Annotated in this window: 14 protein-coding genes and 3 pseudogenes; 5 read left to right on the top strand and 12 right to left on the bottom strand. The window is 65.3% G+C overall.

Features of this window, described 5'->3' with window-relative positions:
• Positions 1-220: 220 nt before the first annotated feature.
• From EER30_RS21495 to EER30_RS21485, 3 genes and pseudogenes are all read right to left on the bottom strand, one after another.
• Complete coding sequence (locus EER30_RS21495; RefSeq protein WP_240670237.1) at positions 221-1,393, bottom strand: IS630 family transposase; 1,173 nt, start codon at positions 1,391-1,393, stop codon at positions 221-223.
• 406 nt (positions 1,394-1,799) lie between these two features.
• Positions 1,800-1,952, bottom strand: a pseudogene (locus EER30_RS49740) (helix-turn-helix domain-containing protein); the annotation flags it as partial.
• Between the two features lie 181 nt (positions 1,953-2,133).
• Entirely contained in the window at positions 2,134-2,352 is a 219-nt protein-coding gene (locus tag EER30_RS21485) for an MFS transporter (protein ID WP_127502303.1), read from the bottom strand.
• Positions 2,353-2,575: 223 nt separating this feature from the next.
• Between EER30_RS21485 and EER30_RS21480 the strand changes: the two genes are divergently transcribed.
• Positions 2,576-3,664, top strand: a complete 1,089-nt coding sequence (locus EER30_RS21480; RefSeq protein ID WP_127502302.1) for an NADH:flavin oxidoreductase — start codon at positions 2,576-2,578, stop codon at positions 3,662-3,664.
• 87 nt (positions 3,665-3,751) lie between these two features.
• On the opposite strand, the gene EER30_RS21475 is transcribed toward EER30_RS21480, so the two are convergent.
• On the bottom strand, positions 3,752-3,949 hold the full coding sequence (locus EER30_RS21475; protein ID WP_127502301.1) for a hypothetical protein: 198 nt from the start codon (positions 3,947-3,949) through the stop codon (positions 3,752-3,754).
• Positions 3,950-4,217: 268 nt separating this feature from the next.
• Between EER30_RS21475 and EER30_RS21470 the strand changes: the two genes are divergently transcribed.
• On the top strand, positions 4,218-5,099 hold the full coding sequence (locus EER30_RS21470) for a PHP domain-containing protein (RefSeq protein ID WP_164842432.1): 882 nt from the start codon (positions 4,218-4,220) through the stop codon (positions 5,097-5,099).
• A 130-nt stretch (positions 5,100-5,229) separates the two neighbouring features.
• Here the strand turns inward: EER30_RS21470 and EER30_RS21465 are convergent, their stop codons facing one another.
• From EER30_RS21465 to EER30_RS21445, 5 genes and pseudogenes are all read right to left on the bottom strand, one after another.
• Complete coding sequence (locus tag EER30_RS21465) at positions 5,230-6,249, bottom strand: LLM class oxidoreductase (RefSeq protein ID WP_205650343.1); 1,020 nt, start codon at positions 6,247-6,249, stop codon at positions 5,230-5,232.
• A 43-nt stretch (positions 6,250-6,292) separates the two neighbouring features.
• Positions 6,293-8,263 (bottom strand): pyridoxamine 5'-phosphate oxidase family protein, encoded by a 1,971-nt coding sequence (locus EER30_RS21460; RefSeq protein ID WP_127502300.1) that lies wholly within the window; start codon positions 8,261-8,263, stop codon positions 6,293-6,295.
• A 29-nt stretch (positions 8,264-8,292) separates the two neighbouring features.
• A pseudogene (locus EER30_RS21455) lies at positions 8,293-8,808 on the bottom strand (transposase); the annotation flags it as partial.
• A gap of 50 nt (positions 8,809-8,858) precedes the next feature.
• On the bottom strand, positions 8,859-9,590 hold the full coding sequence (locus EER30_RS21450) for an alpha/beta fold hydrolase (RefSeq protein WP_127502299.1): 732 nt from the start codon (positions 9,588-9,590) through the stop codon (positions 8,859-8,861).
• Between the two features lie 266 nt (positions 9,591-9,856).
• The gene (locus tag EER30_RS21445; protein WP_127502298.1) at positions 9,857-10,741 is read right to left on the bottom strand and encodes an alpha/beta fold hydrolase; all 885 of its coding nucleotides are present in this window, start codon (positions 10,739-10,741) and stop codon (positions 9,857-9,859) included.
• Positions 10,742-10,843: 102 nt separating this feature from the next.
• Here EER30_RS21445 and EER30_RS21440 point away from each other — a divergent pair, with 102 nt between their 5' ends.
• On the top strand, positions 10,844-11,413 hold the full coding sequence (locus EER30_RS21440; RefSeq protein WP_127502297.1) for a TetR/AcrR family transcriptional regulator: 570 nt from the start codon (positions 10,844-10,846) through the stop codon (positions 11,411-11,413).
• 135 nt (positions 11,414-11,548) lie between these two features.
• On the opposite strand, the gene EER30_RS21435 is transcribed toward EER30_RS21440, so the two are convergent.
• Positions 11,549-11,758, bottom strand: coding sequence for a MerR family transcriptional regulator (locus tag EER30_RS21435; RefSeq protein ID WP_127502296.1), 210 nt, complete (start codon positions 11,756-11,758; stop codon positions 11,549-11,551).
• 162 nt (positions 11,759-11,920) lie between these two features.
• On the opposite strand from EER30_RS21435, the gene EER30_RS47205 reads away from it, so the two are divergent.
• The gene (locus tag EER30_RS47205) at positions 11,921-12,058 is read left to right on the top strand and encodes a hypothetical protein (protein ID WP_164842430.1); all 138 of its coding nucleotides are present in this window, start codon (positions 11,921-11,923) and stop codon (positions 12,056-12,058) included.
• A 200-nt stretch (positions 12,059-12,258) separates the two neighbouring features.
• The gene (locus EER30_RS21430) at positions 12,259-13,341 is read left to right on the top strand and encodes an NADH:flavin oxidoreductase (RefSeq protein WP_127502295.1); all 1,083 of its coding nucleotides are present in this window, start codon (positions 12,259-12,261) and stop codon (positions 13,339-13,341) included.
• A gap of 105 nt (positions 13,342-13,446) precedes the next feature.
• On the opposite strand, the gene EER30_RS21425 is transcribed toward EER30_RS21430, so the two are convergent.
• Both EER30_RS21425 and EER30_RS49985 read right to left on the bottom strand, forming a co-directional pair.
• Entirely contained in the window at positions 13,447-14,229 is a 783-nt protein-coding gene (locus EER30_RS21425) for an alpha/beta fold hydrolase (protein ID WP_127502294.1), read from the bottom strand.
• A 354-nt stretch (positions 14,230-14,583) separates the two neighbouring features.
• Positions 14,584-15,898, bottom strand: a pseudogene (locus EER30_RS49985) (ISL3 family transposase).
• Positions 15,899-16,146: the final 248 nt, after the last annotated feature.

The following is a 16,146-nucleotide window of genomic DNA, read 5'->3' as shown; positions in this document are numbered from 1 at the left end:
GGCACCGGCTTGATGTTGCGGCAGTTGGTGCAGCATTTCCGTGAACTGCTGCGCTGCCATCAGCTCGCCGACCGTCGCCGCGCGGTCGCTGCCCGTTGGCCCGCGGGTCGCCGAGCCTTCTTTGATCTCTGTGGCTTCGGACGGGCCGTCGCGACCGTTCGTGACTCGGGTTGTCCGCCCGATGGCCGGACGACGGGAGCGGCGGCGATCAGCAGGTTGATCACGTCGTGGTCGAGAACCCGGCATCGTGCAGGACATCCAGCGCGGCAACGCGATCCGGCCACGTGGGATCCCGCCGCGTGGGTTCGCGAAGTAGCCGCAGCAGCAGGGTGTCGTTTCCAGCGGCGACCGCCGCAAGGCTCCCGGCCTTGAGCGCGAGCAGGGCCGGCAAAGGATCGAGCACCGCCCACAACGGATGATCCTGCCGTTCGGCGTTTGGCGGGTGCGCATCAGTTGCTCTACGACCCATACCCACAGACTGTCGTGCTGACGGTCGCGGTCCAGGTAGACGCCGGTTGCCACCAGGTGCAACAGCGTGTCGCAGCGGCTCAAGGTCACATCGTAGGCGCTGTGAACGCCAGTTCTTCGGGTCGAGGATGACGTAGATCGGTGCGCCGTCCGGCCGTTGCCGGCGGATCGACTTGAGCGCGGCCAGGGTGTTCATGGCGCCCTTGCGCCGGTGGACGACGCCCCAGAGCTGGTCGTCGCCGACGCTGTAGCAGCCGTGGAACTGCCGGACGCCGTGCAGCTTGTGGTAGTTCGCGGGCAACCGCCGGGGGTGGCCTCGAGGTGCCCAGCCGGAACCGGCCTGCGGACGGATCACCAGGGGCCCGAACTCGTCGAACGCGAACACCCGTTGCGGAAATTGGCTGGTCACATGCTCGATACGGGCAAGTTTCGCGTCCCGCTGCGGGTCGTTCGATTCCTTCCAGGTCTTGGTCCGCTGAAAGGAGATCTGGTGCTTGAGCAGCAGTTGCCGCAGCCGTTCCCGCCCGATCGTGATCGGGCGAGCGGCCTGCGAACCGAGGTGATCGGCGAGCTTGCGCACGCTCCACCGGGTGAACGGCCGCACCAAGGTTTCAGGGCGGGTGTTGGCCGTCGTGACGATGAACTGCTCGTCATCGGGACTGATCAGGCGGGGACGGCCACCCGCCCACCGAGGGTCCAGGCTGGCCATCCCCATCTCGTTGAACCGGTGGATGACCTGCCGGATCGTGTCCTCGTCGGCCTGCACGAGACGCGCGATCGCGGGCACGGTGTTCCCGCCGGCCGACGCGAGGACGACCATCGCCCGCCGTAATCGGATCGGTGAACCAGTACCTCTGCGAGTGATGCGCAGCAGCTGCTGACCTTCCTGGTCGCTCAGCCGCCGCACGCGTACGGGATCTGCCATCGCCACAGCCTCGTCGCTCTCGTTCTGCCTGGTCAACGCCACCACCGTCGCCATATCGCATGCGATCAAGCAGACCCGACACCAGCCCACCGAGACGATCACCCACAAGCATCACAATGGAATCGCGCCAGACCCCCAACTCGAAAGTTGTCTAGCGCGCGACTACGAACGTGACCCGACTGTGTGCGAAGAATTGATCCGCTGGGCCGCGATCAACCAGATGTTGCGCCGCCTCACCCGCGGTGGACCAGCCCGCCGCCAAGCCCGAACCGAAGCCCTCCAAAACACCCACTCAGTGCAGGACTCAACGTCCAGGGTCCAAGAGTGCTCACCCGCCAGCGGCTACCGCCCGAGTCTCCCGCAGCAACATCAAGAAGCGATGTGAAGGGCTCTCGTAAGGCCCAATAGGCTCCAGCGCGCGTAACCCGATCTCGTTGAACAAGTGGATCACGTCGCGGACGGTGTCCTCATGCGCCGCGACCAGCCGCGCGATCGAGGGCACCGGCGTTCCGGACGCCGACGCCATGATCATCAACGCCCGGCGGACCCGGACCGAGTCGAGCAGCGGCCGAAAGACGAATCCCGGTCACGACCAACCGCTTGCCGGTGAAGTTTGGCTGGCGTGGCGAAAGTCGTGTCCCAGCGACGTGACCGACGGGCAGTGGGCGAGGCACCGAGTGGGACGGCGAGGGAGGGTGCGACGGGGGTGCCGGCAAAGGCGAATGCCAGCGCCCGTCCCTTCAGGGCGCCCGGGTGATGCGCTGTGCGTATCCGCCGAGAATGCTCCAGGTGACGCCGGAGGCGGCTCCCGCGATGAAACGGGCGATCATCGTGACGGTGCAATCGAGCGAAATCGCCGTCACCAAGTTCGCGATGAGGAATCCGCCGAAGGCCACGATGAGAAGGTGCCGTCGGGGCCAGTGGCTCGTCCAAACGGAGAAGGAGATCGCGGTCAGCATGGTGGTAGGTGCGTAGATCGTTACGGTTTGACCGGCGATCGAATCGGAGACCCGAGTGCCTGGCTCGTCTGCGGCAGAACGCCCGCAGGCAGAGGCTCGGTCAGGAATCACGGCTTGCATTCACATTGATGTGAAGGTGTCACTCTGGTTGAGGCGCGGCCACCGGAGATGGTCCAGCCCGTGTTGGTGCTCGTCTCCTCCCCATGAACTGGAGAACTACCCGATGACCGTTTCGGATCTATTCGACCCTCTGCCCCTTCTTCATGGCCCGGCGATGCGCAACCGCATCATGATGGCGCCCCTCACCAATCAGCAGAGCGAGGTCGGCGGCTTCCTCTCCTCGTTCGACCAGGACTGGATCCGTCAACTCTCGACGGGCGGCTACGGTCTGATTCAAACGAGCGCCACGATCATCGAGGAGAGCGCCATCGCCTGCGCCCGGCAGCCGGGCATCTTCAGCGACGCCCACCTGCCCGGTCTGTCTGAGGCGGCGACATCTGTCCGCAACGGTGGCGGACTCTCCGCGGTCCAGCTCCACCATGCCGGGCACCGCGCGAACCCGATGTTCGGAGGGACGCCCGCACCTGCCTCCAGCCGGACACTGCCGGGAGTCGCAGCACTGACGACGCAAGAGGTGCAGCGCATCCGCGACAACTTCATCGCGGCGGCGAAACGGGCCGAGCGAGCGGGCTTCGACGGTGTCTCGGTGCATGGGGCGTTCGGCTGGATCCTGTCAGAGTTCCTGTCCCCCCTGATGAACGATCGCACCGATCAGTACGGCGGCAGCATGGAGAACCGGGCGCGATTCACCATGGAAGTGATAGAGGGCATTCGCCGGGAGACGGGTCCGGATTTCCAGATAGGGTGGCGTCTCTCGATCGAGCGGTACGGGCTTCGTCTGGAGGAGTTGCAGGAGATCACCGCCGAGATTCTTCGCCGGGAGATGATCGATTACCTCGATCTGGCGCTGTGGAATTACGGTCAGATCGTCGACGAGGGAAAGTACCGAGGTCGGACGATGCTCAGCGTGTTCACCGAGATTCCTCGGAAGGGCGTCCGCGTCGGGGCGGCAGGCAGAGTCACCAGCGCTCGTCGCGCCGCGCAGATGCTCGACGACGGATGCGACTTCGTCCTCGTTGGTCGCGCCGGCATCCTGGACAGGGAGTGCCCGAAGAAACTTGCCGCCGATCCGGAGTACGCGAGCCCCCAACTGCCGGTCACAGCAGGCTTCCTTCGCGAGGGCGGGCTGAGTGAACGGTTCATCAATCACCTGCGGGGCTGGCCGTACTTCGTCCGACCTGGCAGCGTCTGATCGGCCTACACAGCGGGGAGGGGCGCATCTTTGCTGGGTCGTCGCGGCGACGGCGGCTCCGCAGTCGATTCTGGCGAGCAGGCCTGGTCAGCGCGCGACAACGACGACGACGCCTAGAATCCCGAGGATCACCCTGGGGATCTGCGTCTTCGTGTGCGTCTCGACCCGGAACATCACGCCAGCCATGACCGCTGCCATGATTGGCGTCGCGTTGTAGATGCTGCTGAGGTCGGACGTGACGTATTGCTGTGCCCGGGCGATGAGCAGGATGGCGACGACCAGCATGTGTCCCACAACCAGATGAGGCGCGGAAGCCTCTCGCGTCTCAGAGAACGACGGCGGCCTCCAGCCCGACCTTCATGCCGACCCGCTCGGACAACTCCTTAATCGTCATCACGACTTCTCGTATAACTTGACTTCACATGGATGTGAAGGTTTCAGAATAGCTTACCGGCGACGGTGATGGCCGGGTGAGAGAAGGAATGCAGATATGGTGATGAGCTCGCAGTCGGTCCGAAGCGATGGCGGTGATTCTCCGTTTAGGAGCGCGGGTTTGGCGGACCTGCACCTGCACTCGGTGCATTCCGATGGGACAGAATCGCCGGCGGAAGTGATGCGTTGCGCGTTCGCACACGGGGTGCGCACGGCCGCGCTCACCGATCATGACCGGATTTCGGGGTGGAGTGAGGCTGCCGGTGCCGCGCTCGGGTTGGGGATGACGTTCCTCCCAGGGATGGAGCTCTCCATGAAGACCGAGTTACGGACGTTGCACATGCTTGCGTACCTGTTCGATCCCGACAATGCGCCGTTGCGCGCAGAAGCTGACCGCATCCGTCGCGATCGCGTCGAGCGTGCTCAAAGGATGGTCCGCAGGATAGGGAAGGACCACCACATCCGCTGGGACGATGTGATCAGTGCGGCGCCCGAAGGTGCGACAATCGGCCGCCCCCACATCGCCGACGCGCTCGTCGCGCGCGGCATCGTATCCACCCGGGGTGAAGCATTCACCGAGATTCTCGATCCTGGTTCGCGCTACTATGAGCCGCTTTACGCCCCTGACCCTCTGACCGCAGTCCGGCTCATCACGAACGCCGGCGGCGTCGCCATCGCTGCTCACCCGGTGACCTCCGGGCCAGAGAGTTTCCTTTCGCGGAAAGAGATCGATGAGCTGATCGAGGCCGGACTCGGCGGGTTCGAAATCGATCACCGGGACAACACCCCCGACGGCAAGGCCATGCTCCAGGCGATCGCGGACGAGCACGACCTCATCGTCACGGGAGCCAGCGACTACCACGGAGACGGCAAGCCCAACGTGCCGGGCGAGAACAGCACGACGCAGGAGATGATCGCCCGCATCATCGAACGAGCCACTGGCACCGCACCGCGATTCCCCGATGCCCGGAACATCGTACAGCGATCGGATGACCGTGCGTGAGGCGGGGGAGCGGCATATGGCTCAACTGTCGGTCGAGTGTGTCCCCGAGCTTCAGATGCCGATCGCCCATGCAGGAGCGTGAGGGGTTCGAAGAGATCCGATACGGCCATGGGAGGCCCCTTTCAGGCGTTCACGGCATGGGGCGCGTGAGCGCGGCGGTTTGCCCGGCGGGGAAGTGTGGCAGGATGTGTTCTTCAATTTCGTGGAGCACCTCGGTTACTGGGCGTGTGGATTGTTTGAAGTTGATGAAGAGCTGATCCACGCCAATCTGCTCCCACCGTTGCAAGAGCTCGAGCAGCGGTTCACGGCCAAGGCGCATGCCCAGCTGGATAGGCTGGGGCTTCGCCGTCGAGTCATCGGTGATGTCGAAGTAGGTTGCCTGCAGGAACGGTTTGAAGATCCCGTCGGCCCTTCCGGTTAGCCGGCGCCATCGTTTGATGTTGAGTGCCTGCTGCTCGATGGGCACGGTGTAGAACAGCCACCCGTTGGTGTTGGTTGCGATCCACTCGATGTCTTGTTGACCGCGTCCGGTCATGAACAGGGGCATCCGGCGAGCGAACGGCTTCGGCACGAGGTCCGTGCCGTCCATCCGCCCGAGCGTCGACGAGATGCGGGGATGGTCCCCGGCGAGTTCGCGCAGCCAGCTCACGCTTTCGCGGAAAAGCTCGCCCCTGCTTGCGTAATCCACGCCGTAAGCGGGGAACTCGATGGCGCGGTCGCCGGTCGCCACGCCGAGGAGCAGGCGTCCGCCGGAGAGCTGGTCCACGCTCGCCGCCGCCTTGGCCACGTCGATCGGATGCCGGAGCGGCAGCACGATGCCCGCCGTGCCCAGCGTGATCGTCGTCGTCCGTGCGGCTAGGTAGCCGAGGTAGGTGAACGCGTCGAACATCTGCCCCGCGTCGCCGTACTTCGGGTCCACCAGCGGGACGTCGCGCACCCATACCGTCGCGAAGCCTGCCTTCTCGGCCTGCTCCACTAGTTCGGCGTGCCGACTCATGTGCGGCAAAGCGCCGGCGAAGCCCTCCAGCGGGGTTGTCACTCCGAGCGTCATGCCACCCGGCCGGAAGGCACGTTCCATGCCCGGATGCGGGCCCGCCTGGGGCGCGGTCAGGCCTGCTAGGCTGCGGGATTCGTCGGATGTCGAGGTCACTGTTCTAGGCTAGAGATTCACATCAATGTGAATGTCAAGTCGGTCAGTGATCGAAGGTCTCGAGCTCCACTTCCTCCGCCGACGTCCATTCCAGGGCGGCAGCCCGAAGGGCGGGACCCGCGCACACGATGAACCTCCGCCGCGCAGGATCGCCGGCGCTCAGGACGTCGCCCTCCTCGAGCCTGCGGTTCCGCACGACCACTCCGGACGGCAGACGAGTGTGCTCGTCCCACGTCACCGATCCACGCCCGTCAGGCGTGACGAACAGCGACGTCACGGCGGCGAGCCCCTCGACCCGATCCAGGACGTCGACGGCCAGCGGCAGGTCATCCGCTCGCAGGCTCCAGAGCACTCGGAGTTTGCGCCCGGCGGCTAGCAATGCCGGCGCGGTGGCGATCACCGGGGTGATTCCGACGCCGCCGGCAACCACGACCAGGTCATCGCCCCCGCCCGGAGATTCCGGACCGCCGTTGACGGCTCGGGACGCGGCTCCTGCGTCGATGCCGAGGACGGATGCCTGCAGCAGAGTGCCTGGGCTCCACCGCGCGAGGAGTCGGGTGACCGGACCATGATCGCGAACCGTGATCGCGAGCTCGTCCCTCTCGTCCGACGGTGCACTCGAGATGGTGAACGACCGGATGAAGTCGTCGTTGAGCGAGATCGGGTCGTGATCGCGCATGTGGGACCAGCCCCGGTCGAGGTGACCGGAGAAGTCCATCGTTACGTGCTCACCCGCTCTCCAGTGCGGGAGGTCCGAGCCCGACGACCGAGGCGCCGGCGAAAGGCGGAACGTATGGCGCGAGACCGTCGGTGCGATCCGAATGCTGTCCACGAGAGTCGCGATCGCCAGAGCGGCCGCACCACCTTCGGCATCCGTCGTTCGCAGGGGCACCTGCCCGGACTCCTCGATCTCGCGAGCGAGCCGGCGCACCGGAGGGTTGTACGGCGACGGGTCGAGGAGCCGCCCCCGGAAGGGGAGGCCGTCGCGGACGAAGCGCGCGGCCTCGACGCGGACGCGTACGGCCAACGAGCTGTGTGGCAGGGCTGCCGCAGCGTCGGCGCCGACGAGCACCTCGGCGGCGCCTGTCAGGTACAGGACGTCGCCCGTCTCGAAATCAGGGAACGTGATGCCGACGGCCGGGTCGGTGTGCAGGTTCCCGAGGGTCTGGAACAGCCGGTTCCCGGAGTACTCGGGGTAGATGAGCGTCACACCCTCTTCGACGGAGTTGCTGAACACGCGCACGAACCCAGGAGATCCGCCCCGGTTGTTGGTGTCCATGCTCTCATCGCCGTGCCGGCTCGAGAGGAAGAAGATGTCCGCCTTCTCGATGAGGGCGAGCGCCTCGGGCGGCAGGGGGAGGGAATCGCCGACCAGTGTCGGGGACGCTTCGTGGGGCCAGAGTACCTTCCGGTTGAGGTACTTCGGGCAGTTCCCGAGCGTCTCATCGATGGCAACGGCCAGCTGGACGTCCATCCGGTCCGGCTCCGCCTCACGGGTCTCGTCCTGCGGACCGTCGAGGACGATGCCTCGGATCATGCGCCCGGCGAGCTTCACCCGCGTCCGGTCCTCCATGTTCATCGCGAGGCCGGCGACGAGTTTGCCCCTCTTCCCGTGGTCGACGAGTCGGTGACCGTCCGGGTCACCTGCTTCCGTGTCCCTCTGCACAGCCGCAGCGCTGCCATCGGTGAACAGCGCTTCGAGGACGGGATCGTGGCCGATCCATCCCCGTCCCCGCTCTGCAGAAGTCGACGTCAGATGCGCAGCCGAACTCACCACGAGCACCCCTGGCGCGACCGGACGCGTGACGCCCGCCGCACCGCCGAGCACGGTCGTCCAGACCCGGCCGTCGCGGTCGCTGGCTCCCAGGGCGAGCAGCGGGCTTTCGGCCATCCACTGCCCGTATGCCTGTGGCAGGCCGTGGATCGTCGGGTTTCTACCGTGCGGCACGTGAAGCAGCCGGTGCATCGCTTCCTCACCGGCGTGCCATTCTTCTCGTTGCTGGCTATTACTCATGCGTGCTTTCCTTCGCTCTCTGATCCCGGGGCGGTGCGGGTGATCCGGGCGGCGACGTGCAGCAGCCGGTAGCGCAGTTTCTTGGGTTCGGCGGTGGCCAGCTCGCCGTTCAGGAACAGGGTTTGGGTCCAGGCGAGCAGGTCGATGCCGGTCAGGGCCAACTGGAGCCAAGCCTGGTTGATCGCGAAGATGCGGGACGGGAACCGGCCGGAGCCGGTGTTCTTGCCGCAGCGGATGCGGTCCTCGACGCGGGCGTGGGCCCGGTGCCGGGCCTCCAGGAATTGGATGCTGCCGTTGCCGGGCGGGGTGTCGGTGGCGACGACCTGATGCCGCCACCCTTCGATGGTGTCGAACAGCGACAGCTGGGCGGCGGGGTGCGGGCGTTCCCGGCGGACGAGAAACCTTGTGCCTTCCGGCCAGCCGGCGGCGTCGAACGATCCGGTGATCTCGCAGACCTCGGCATGGTCCCGCAGCTCGCCGTCGGTGTCGATGGCGGGGATCCAGCCGGGCGCGGCCCGGATGGCTTCCCGGACTCCTTCGGTGATCGGCCCAGTCCTTGGACAGCTCTTAACGAAGCGCCGAGGTTAGGAGCGCATCATCGGGTCGACCCGGCCGCTGCTTCTCGGATAAGTTCGACCACCTGGGCAGACTCGGGGATCCCCACGGTGTGGGAGCCGCCAGCCAGTTCTACCGTCCCACGGGAGTTCGCGCGTTCTGCCATGAATCGGTGGCTCTCGACAGGGATGTTCTTGTCCTCGGAGCCGAAGAGGAACCAGGAGGGCTTCGACCTCCACGATGCATGGCGCGCGGGCTCATTCAGCGCCGATTCCGTGATAGGCCGCTGGGTTACTGCCATCACGGCGGCGACCTCCGTCGGGGAATCCGCCGCAAACTGCGAGTGGTACTTGTCCTGGGCGATGTAAAGATCGGTCGCACCGTCGGGGAGAGCGACTGGGATGAGAGTTTCGCCCAGAGTGCCTCCTGGGAACTTGCCAGAGAGGTCCGCAGCGCTCTCCCCTGGCAATGCGGCGAAGGCGCCAATGAAGACCAGAGACTTGACTTGAGCGTTCCCGTCGGCAGCTTCGGAGATTACCAGTCCGCCGTACGAGTGTCCGACCAGCACGATGTCTCCGGAGATGGTCTCGAGAAGCGCCCGCAGGTGCGCCGCGTCGTGCGCAACACCGCGGAGCGGGTTGGCCATGGCGATTGTTGGGAAGCCTTCCGTGCGAAGCAGGGTAATCAGCCCGTTCCAGCTTGTGGAGTCTGCGAAGGCGCCGTGCACAAGTACGACGGTAGGGCGATCGATGGACGGGTTGACGGTATACATGGGGGTTCCTTTGATCGTGCGGAATAGGTGTGCAACGACCCCATCCTCAGAGGGACCGTCTCGGTCGGAGTTTTCGATACCGGGTCTTGCCTGCCAGGCGAGCGACCTTCCTGACGAAGGACGCGACAATCACGCCGCGATCCTCTACACCGCCTAACGTCGTTGGCATCGGCTACTTCAAATGAGGACGTCCAGGACAGCGTTGAGGGTTTGTGAGGCCCAGCCGCTGCAGATGTCGCGACCGGGCCTCCCACGAACGGCTTCGATCAGCCGAGCTTGCGGGTCAGGAAGTCGTGGATGAGCGGGAAGACCTCGTCGGGTCGGTCCTCGAGCAGGAAGTGGCCGCTGTCGAAGAGGTGGGACTCGAGGTCCTTGAGGTCGCGCTTGTAGGGGTGTGCGCCTTCGGCGGGGAAGATGACGTCGTTGGCGCCCCACACGATCAGGGTGGGCGGCTGTGTGCGGCGCAGCCACTCCTGCACCTGCGGGTAGAGCGCGGGGTTGGTGCCGTAGTCGAGGAAGTAGTCGAGCTGGATCTCGTCGTTGCCGGGTCGGTCGAGCAGGGCCTGGTCGGCGATCCAGTTGTCGGGTGAGATGCGCGAGGGGTGGGCCATTCCGTCGGTGTACTGGAACTTGGTGGTGTCGAGAGTGACGAGGCCGCGGAGGGCGTCGCGGTTCTCGGGGGTCTTGTCGGCCCAGTAGCGCTTGATCGGTGCCCAGAAGTCGTTGTCCAGGCCCTCGTTGTAGGCGTTGCCGTTCTGCACGATGAGCGCGGTGATGGCGTCGGGGTTCGCGAGGGCGAGCCGCCAGGCGGTGGGTGCGCCGTAGTCGAAGACGTTGACGGCGTACTTGGTCACGCCGAGCTTGGTCAGCAGCTTCTGCACGTATTTCGCGGCGTTGTCGAAGGTGTAGGAGAACTCGGCGCGGTCGGGTGCGGCGCTCTGCCCGAAGCCCGGCAGGTCGGGCGCGATGACGTGGAAGCGGTCTGCGAGGTACGGGATCAGGTCGCGGAACATGTGCGAGGAGGTCGGGAAGCCGTGCAGGAGAAGCACGACGGGCGCGTCGGCGGGGCCGGCCTCTCGGTAGAACATCTCGAAGCCGTCGAGGTCTTCGGTCTTGTACTGCACTACAGGGACGAACGGTGTGGTGGTCATGATGGCGATCCCTTCTTCAACTGTCGGACGAGTGCAACCATACATACCTTGAGGTATGGAGGCAACCCTACCTCTAGGTATGAAGCTTGCTAGTCTTGTGTCATGGACAACAGGCGGCTGATCATCGACTCAGCCAAGGAGCTTTTTTGGCATCGCGGGTACTCAACGACGAGCCCGAAGCAGGTGATGGCTGATGCAGGTGTCGGACAAGGGAGTTTTTATCACCACTTCCCGACCAAGCCCGAGCTCGGCCAGGAGGTGATCCGCGAGAACGGCCGCGACCTGATCGCATCCGTACGCGCGGCAATGAAAGGGCTGGCGACCGGTCGCGACCGCCTGGTCGCGTTCCTCGGGTCGGCCGGCGATGCGCTCAGCGGATGCCAGATCGGTGGCTTTGCATACGACGCGGGGGTCCTCGCCGAACCTGCCTTGAAGGAGCCTCTCGGTGCCGCGTTCATCGAGCTGGCCGATCTTCTTGAGAGCGTTGTTCGAGAAGGTCAGGAAGACGGCTCTCTGTCGTCGAAGCTGGATCCGGCGCAGACCGCTGCTGCTCTCCTGGCTGTCGTCGAGGGTGCGTTCGTCATTGCACGAGCCACCGGACGGCAGTCTTCCGCCGACGCCGCGACCGCCGGGGCCCTCACGCTGCTGGACGGGAACGAGGTCAGGTCGTGAAGGAGGGCTCCGGAGATCTCCGGCCGTCGCGCCTGTGATCTCACGCGGCTGTCGTTGACCATCAAGGTGCGGCGTGGGACCGGCCCACTCCGCACCTTGATTGCTATCCGCTCAATGCGCGAGAACATGCGATCTTCAACTCAGCTCGAAGACTTCGATGCGTTCTTCCCCGTGGACCTCGAGCGCAGCCGAGGTGGCAGGCGTCACGGGATGCTGCGAGCTCGTCGCCTCCGCGGGGCAGGGCAACATCCCGCGGATGATCTCGATGGTCAGCGCGGCGCCGAATGGGCTGCGGATCCGTTCGACCTGCGTGACCTGCGCCTCATCGTACTTGCCATGACACAAATGTGAAGGTTGGACGATAGTCGAGCCGCCGCAATCGCGACTGTTCCGTTCGGCAGGGGCCGCAAGCGCCTGCCGAGCGCCGCCCAGATGAGGAAGCCCCGTGTCCGCCGCACAACTGGACGTTCCGCGCTCATCGTCCGCGGAACGCCTGCCGGTCCCGCCGTGATCGCTCTGTTCACTGCGGGACCCATCACCACGCACACCATCGTCTACACCTCACTCGCGCCGATCTTCGGTTACGGCCACGCCTTCCCGACCCGCAGGCCGGTCAGTGGCTGGATCGCCCAGCGCACGACTTGAACGGACCTGTGATCCGTTGACACCGCCAGCGGGGGATCCGGGCCCCATAGCGCTGCACGGCATCCGTCAAGTCCAAGATGCCCTGGCCCGGGTCGCGCTGGGGTGGAAAATCGACGTCCGCCGATGGCTGCAGCCGAGGCGTCACGCCCCAAAGCTAGTCAGCGCCGATGTGCTCGCCGTCATTCCTATCAGGAGGATTCATGTCTGTCGCAGAAATGTTTGAACCGCTTACCCTCCTGCATGGTCCGCCGATGCGGAACCGTTTCATGATGGCACCGCTCGTCAATCAACAAAGCGGGCATGACGGTTCACCGTCGATCTTCGATCAAGATTGGATGCGGCAGCTGGCGCAGGGCGGATACGCCTTGATCCAGACTGGTGCCACCTACGTCGAGGCCGGTGGAATCGGATACGAGCGCCAGCTGGGTATTCATAGCGATGCCCAGGTGGCCGGACTGACCGAGATGGCCACCTCGATCCGCGAGGGGGGCGCGCTTTCCGCGGTGCAGCTGCACCACGCCGGGCACCGCGCCGATCCTAGATTTGGCGGAATTCCAGCTCCCGCTTCCAGCTTCACGGTGCCGGGCGTCAGAGCTCTGACCACGGAACAGGTGGAGCGGATCCGGGACAGCTTCATCGCAGCCGCGAGGCGAGCGGAACTGGCCGGATTCAACGGCGTATCACTCCACGGCGCGTTCGGGTGGATCCTGTCGGAATTCCTGTCCCCGCTGCTGAACGATCGTAGAGACAAATATGGCGGTAGCACCGAGAATCGGGCCCGGCTTACCCTCGAGGTCATCGAGGGAATTCGGCGGGTTTGTGGCCCCGACTTCCAGATCGGTTGGCGCATCTCGGTCGAGCGCTATGGGCTTCGTCTGGAGGAGCTGCGGGAAATCGCAGCGAACATCCTTGACCGGGAATTGATCGACTATCTCGACCTGGCGCTGTGGGATTCCGCTCAGATTGTTCAGGAGGGCGCGTTTCGCGGGCAAACCATGCTCAGTGTCTTTACCAGTCTTCCTCGCCGAGGCGTGCGTGTGGGTACGGCGGGGAAGATCATGAGTGCTCAACGTGTCGGGCAGTTGTTGGATGAGGGATGCGACTTCGTGCTGATCGGCAGGGCCGGCATCCTTCGGCGGGATTTTCCTCTTCAAGTGAGGCAGCACCCGCAGTACGAAAGCCCGAAGACGCCGGTGACGGAGGAATACCTTCTCACCAACGGACTGAGCGAACGTTTCATCAAACATCTGCGGAGGTGGCCGTATTTTGTTCGTAGCTTCTAGAATATCGCGATTTTGATCGATGGCGTGCAGCCGGGTATGCCGCCACGGGTGAGTGGCATACCCGGCTCCTCTTGCCGGTGGCCCGGCGCCACCCTCAGCGATCGCCTACTTCGGGGCGCCGCGGCGCGCGGCTTCCAGGATGAAGTTGGTGACATCGACGGGATGGCTGATCATCGAGAGGTGCCCGGCCGCGATTTCGGTCGTCCGCGCGCCCATCCGGCGGGCCACGAATCGCTGCAACTCCGGCGCCGTGGTTCGGTCCTGGCTTGTCACCAGGTAGGAGGTCGGACGTGACCGCCAGGCCGCGACTGTCGTCCGCGAGGCGAACAGGGAGTCGGCGATGCGGCCCTGGACGGCGTACAGCACGCGAGCACGGTTTCTGTCCACTCCGTTGGCGAAGTCGTGGAGGAAGGCTTCCTCCCCCAGCCAGGCGAAGCCTCCCTGACGCACGACGCCAGCGCTCGCCGGAGGGGTCGGGAACTGGCCGGCCAGCGCACCGTAATCCTCGCCGGCGTCCGGTCCGCGGGCGGAGACGAACCCCAGCGCGGCCACCTGGGGATGTGTGCCTGACTCGCAGATCACTGTTCCGGCCCAGGAATGCCCGACGAGCAATGTGGGCCCGGTCTGGAGATCAAGGATCCGTCGGACGGCGGCGACGTCATCGGCAAGTGATGTCAGCGGATTCTGCGCCGACGTCACCGAGAGGCCGCAAGCCTGCAACCGTGGGATCACCTCGGACCAGCTCGACCCGTCGGCGTACGCGCCGTGCACCAGAACGATGTTCCGAAGAGCGCTAGTACCTGCCTCCGCGGGTTTCATCATTCCAAAGCCGGTTGCCGCCACTGCACCCGATGCCAGCGCCAGTCTCGTAAAACTACGACGTTTCATCAAACCTCACCCTTCTGTCGGGCCCTGCCATTTGTCTTACGGACTTTGACAGTGCGATGGATGGGCGAGGTGATGCTAAGAACAAAAAGGACCTTGGCCTGAATGTCCGCCTTCGCAACTCGTTTGCATCGAGTGCGGGATTTCCGGCGCGGTGCTCAACGACCGAGGCAGCCCCGGGGCTTGAGGGGAGTGGGGGAGGGCCTCTGCCAGATGCTGTCCACTGCTGACCGAGCCAACGTCTGGCTGTGCCCGCGACCATCGACACCGGCGGCTCGTGAAGTTTGACTCCATTGATCGAGTCTCCCGTTGATCAGTCTCCGCGAGTTTCGACCGCACTTTCACGGCTCTTCGAAGCTAAGCGGGGTTGAGGTGTCCGCGATGGCTGCGGGTGGTGGGCGCGTGGGTGCGGAGGCGTTGGTTTTCGGGTTGCGGAAGCCGTAGGCGTCGTGGTCGACGGTTTTGATGACACGGTTGGTGCCTTCTGAGCTGGCGTTGGTGATACCGGTGTGCAGGAACGCGAGGACCTCGGGCCACCAGGTCTCGATCGTGGTGGCGGGCCGGTGGAGTTCGAGCAGGTCAGAGTCGGCGCACCGGGTGTAGAACCGGTGCAGCAGCCGGGCGGCGGTCTCCCGGTTCGGGTGGGTGCGGGCGAGGGCGGGCAGGTCGAGCAGGTCTTCTTTGGCGTTCTGGGCGGTCAGGATCGGTGCGCCGATCTTGGTGGGAAGGCTTTCCAGGGTGTCGGTCAGTCGATCGACGGGTTCGCCGCGCATGCGGGAGACTGACCTGGTCAGCCGGTTGCGTTGCTGCCATTCCGGGTCGGTGGCCCGGCTGCGGCGGCCGCGGTGGGTCATCGTCATGCGGGGGCGGACCTCGGTGACGGCCCGGTTGGCCAGTTGGACGATGTGGAAGTGGTCCACGATCAGCGTCGCGTGGGGCACTGCCTCGCGGACGGCGGCTTTGAACACGGTGCACATGTCGATCGCGACGGCCTGGACCTGTTGAAGCCAGACGGCGCGGCGCTGGGTGAGCAGTCTGTCACCGCCTTACCGGTCCGGCCTTCGACCTGCGCGAGCAGCCCTTGCCCACCGGCCAGATCGCAGAAGCCGACGTGCCAGCGGTCGACGGTGGTGGTCCACGACTGCGTGACCTCGTCGAAGCTCCAGCGGGGCTTGCCCCGGCGGACCTCGTCGATGCCCAGCACGCTGGCCGGTTCGGGTTCGGCCGGCAGCACCGCCGCGGCGTGCGCGATGAACGCGGCCGCGACGACCGGCCAGGACATGCCCAGGTCACGGGCGGCCTGCACGATCGTGCGGTTACCGTCGGCGACCGCCGCGCCGGACGCCTGCCGTAACCGGACGGTGATCCGGGCCCGCGCGGGGACCTGTGGCACCTGCTCGGTAAACGACATGCGCGGGCATCCGGGCTGGTCGCAATGCCAGCGGCGTTTACACCACCGCAACCGGGTGGTGCGTCCGGCTACCGGCAGATCCCGCGGCCGGGTGAGCACCCAGCCCTTGACCCGGGTGCCCCGGATCCCGCACTGCGCGCAGCATCGTGCCTGTTCATCGTTGGTGGATAGGTGGACGACGGGGGAACCGTCCGGGTGCAGCTCGACCCGCTCGGCGATCAGGCCATCCAGGCCCAGCAGCCGGGTCGTATCGTTGACCATGCTCGCAGCTCTTTACTTGTGACTATCCGATCTAGACGCTCAGATGATCACCGAAGGGCTGTGAGCCCTTATCTCCGGGGCAGACCGATCAGCGCACCCTGCTCAGGTTCAAAGAGCCACTTTCACTATGCCTAGGCCGGTCAGCGGGGTATCTAAGCCAGCCCGACGGCAAGCATCAGCAGTGTTGCGACGCCGGCTGCGCCGTCGTTGTTGTCTTCTGAAGGCACTTGTCGCTTTCGCAGAATGGC

This window comes from Actinoplanes solisilvae (assembly GCF_003999975.1).
Taxonomy (GTDB): domain Bacteria; phylum Actinomycetota; class Actinomycetes; order Mycobacteriales; family Micromonosporaceae; genus Actinoplanes; species Actinoplanes solisilvae.
This window is presented reverse-complemented; position numbering and strand designations above follow the sequence as displayed.

Coding starts and splice junctions, on each gene's coding strand:
- EER30_RS21450 (WP_127502299.1), bottom strand. CDS start 9,590: ATGTATACCGTCAACCCGTCCATCGATCGCCCTACCGTCGTACTTGTG.
- EER30_RS21440 (WP_127502297.1), top strand. CDS start 10,844: ATGGACAACAGGCGGCTGATCATCGACTCAGCCAAGGAGCTTTTTTGG.
- EER30_RS21460 (WP_127502300.1), bottom strand. CDS start 8,263: ATGAGTAATAGCCAGCAACGAGAAGAATGGCACGCCGGTGAGGAAGCG.
- EER30_RS21430 (WP_127502295.1), top strand. CDS start 12,259: ATGTCTGTCGCAGAAATGTTTGAACCGCTTACCCTCCTGCATGGTCCG.
- EER30_RS21495 (WP_240670237.1), bottom strand. CDS start 1,393: ATGGCAGATCCCGTACGCGTGCGGCGGCTGAGCGACCAGGAAGGTCAG.
- EER30_RS21480 (WP_127502302.1), top strand. CDS start 2,576: ATGACCGTTTCGGATCTATTCGACCCTCTGCCCCTTCTTCATGGCCCG.
- EER30_RS21445 (WP_127502298.1), bottom strand. CDS start 10,741: ATGACCACCACACCGTTCGTCCCTGTAGTGCAGTACAAGACCGAAGAC.
- EER30_RS21425 (WP_127502294.1), bottom strand. CDS start 14,229: ATGAAACGTCGTAGTTTTACGAGACTGGCGCTGGCATCGGGTGCAGTG.
- EER30_RS21485 (WP_127502303.1), bottom strand. CDS start 2,352: ATGCTGACCGCGATCTCCTTCTCCGTTTGGACGAGCCACTGGCCCCGA.
- EER30_RS21475 (WP_127502301.1), bottom strand. CDS start 3,949: ATGCTGGTCGTCGCCATCCTGCTCATCGCCCGGGCACAGCAATACGTC.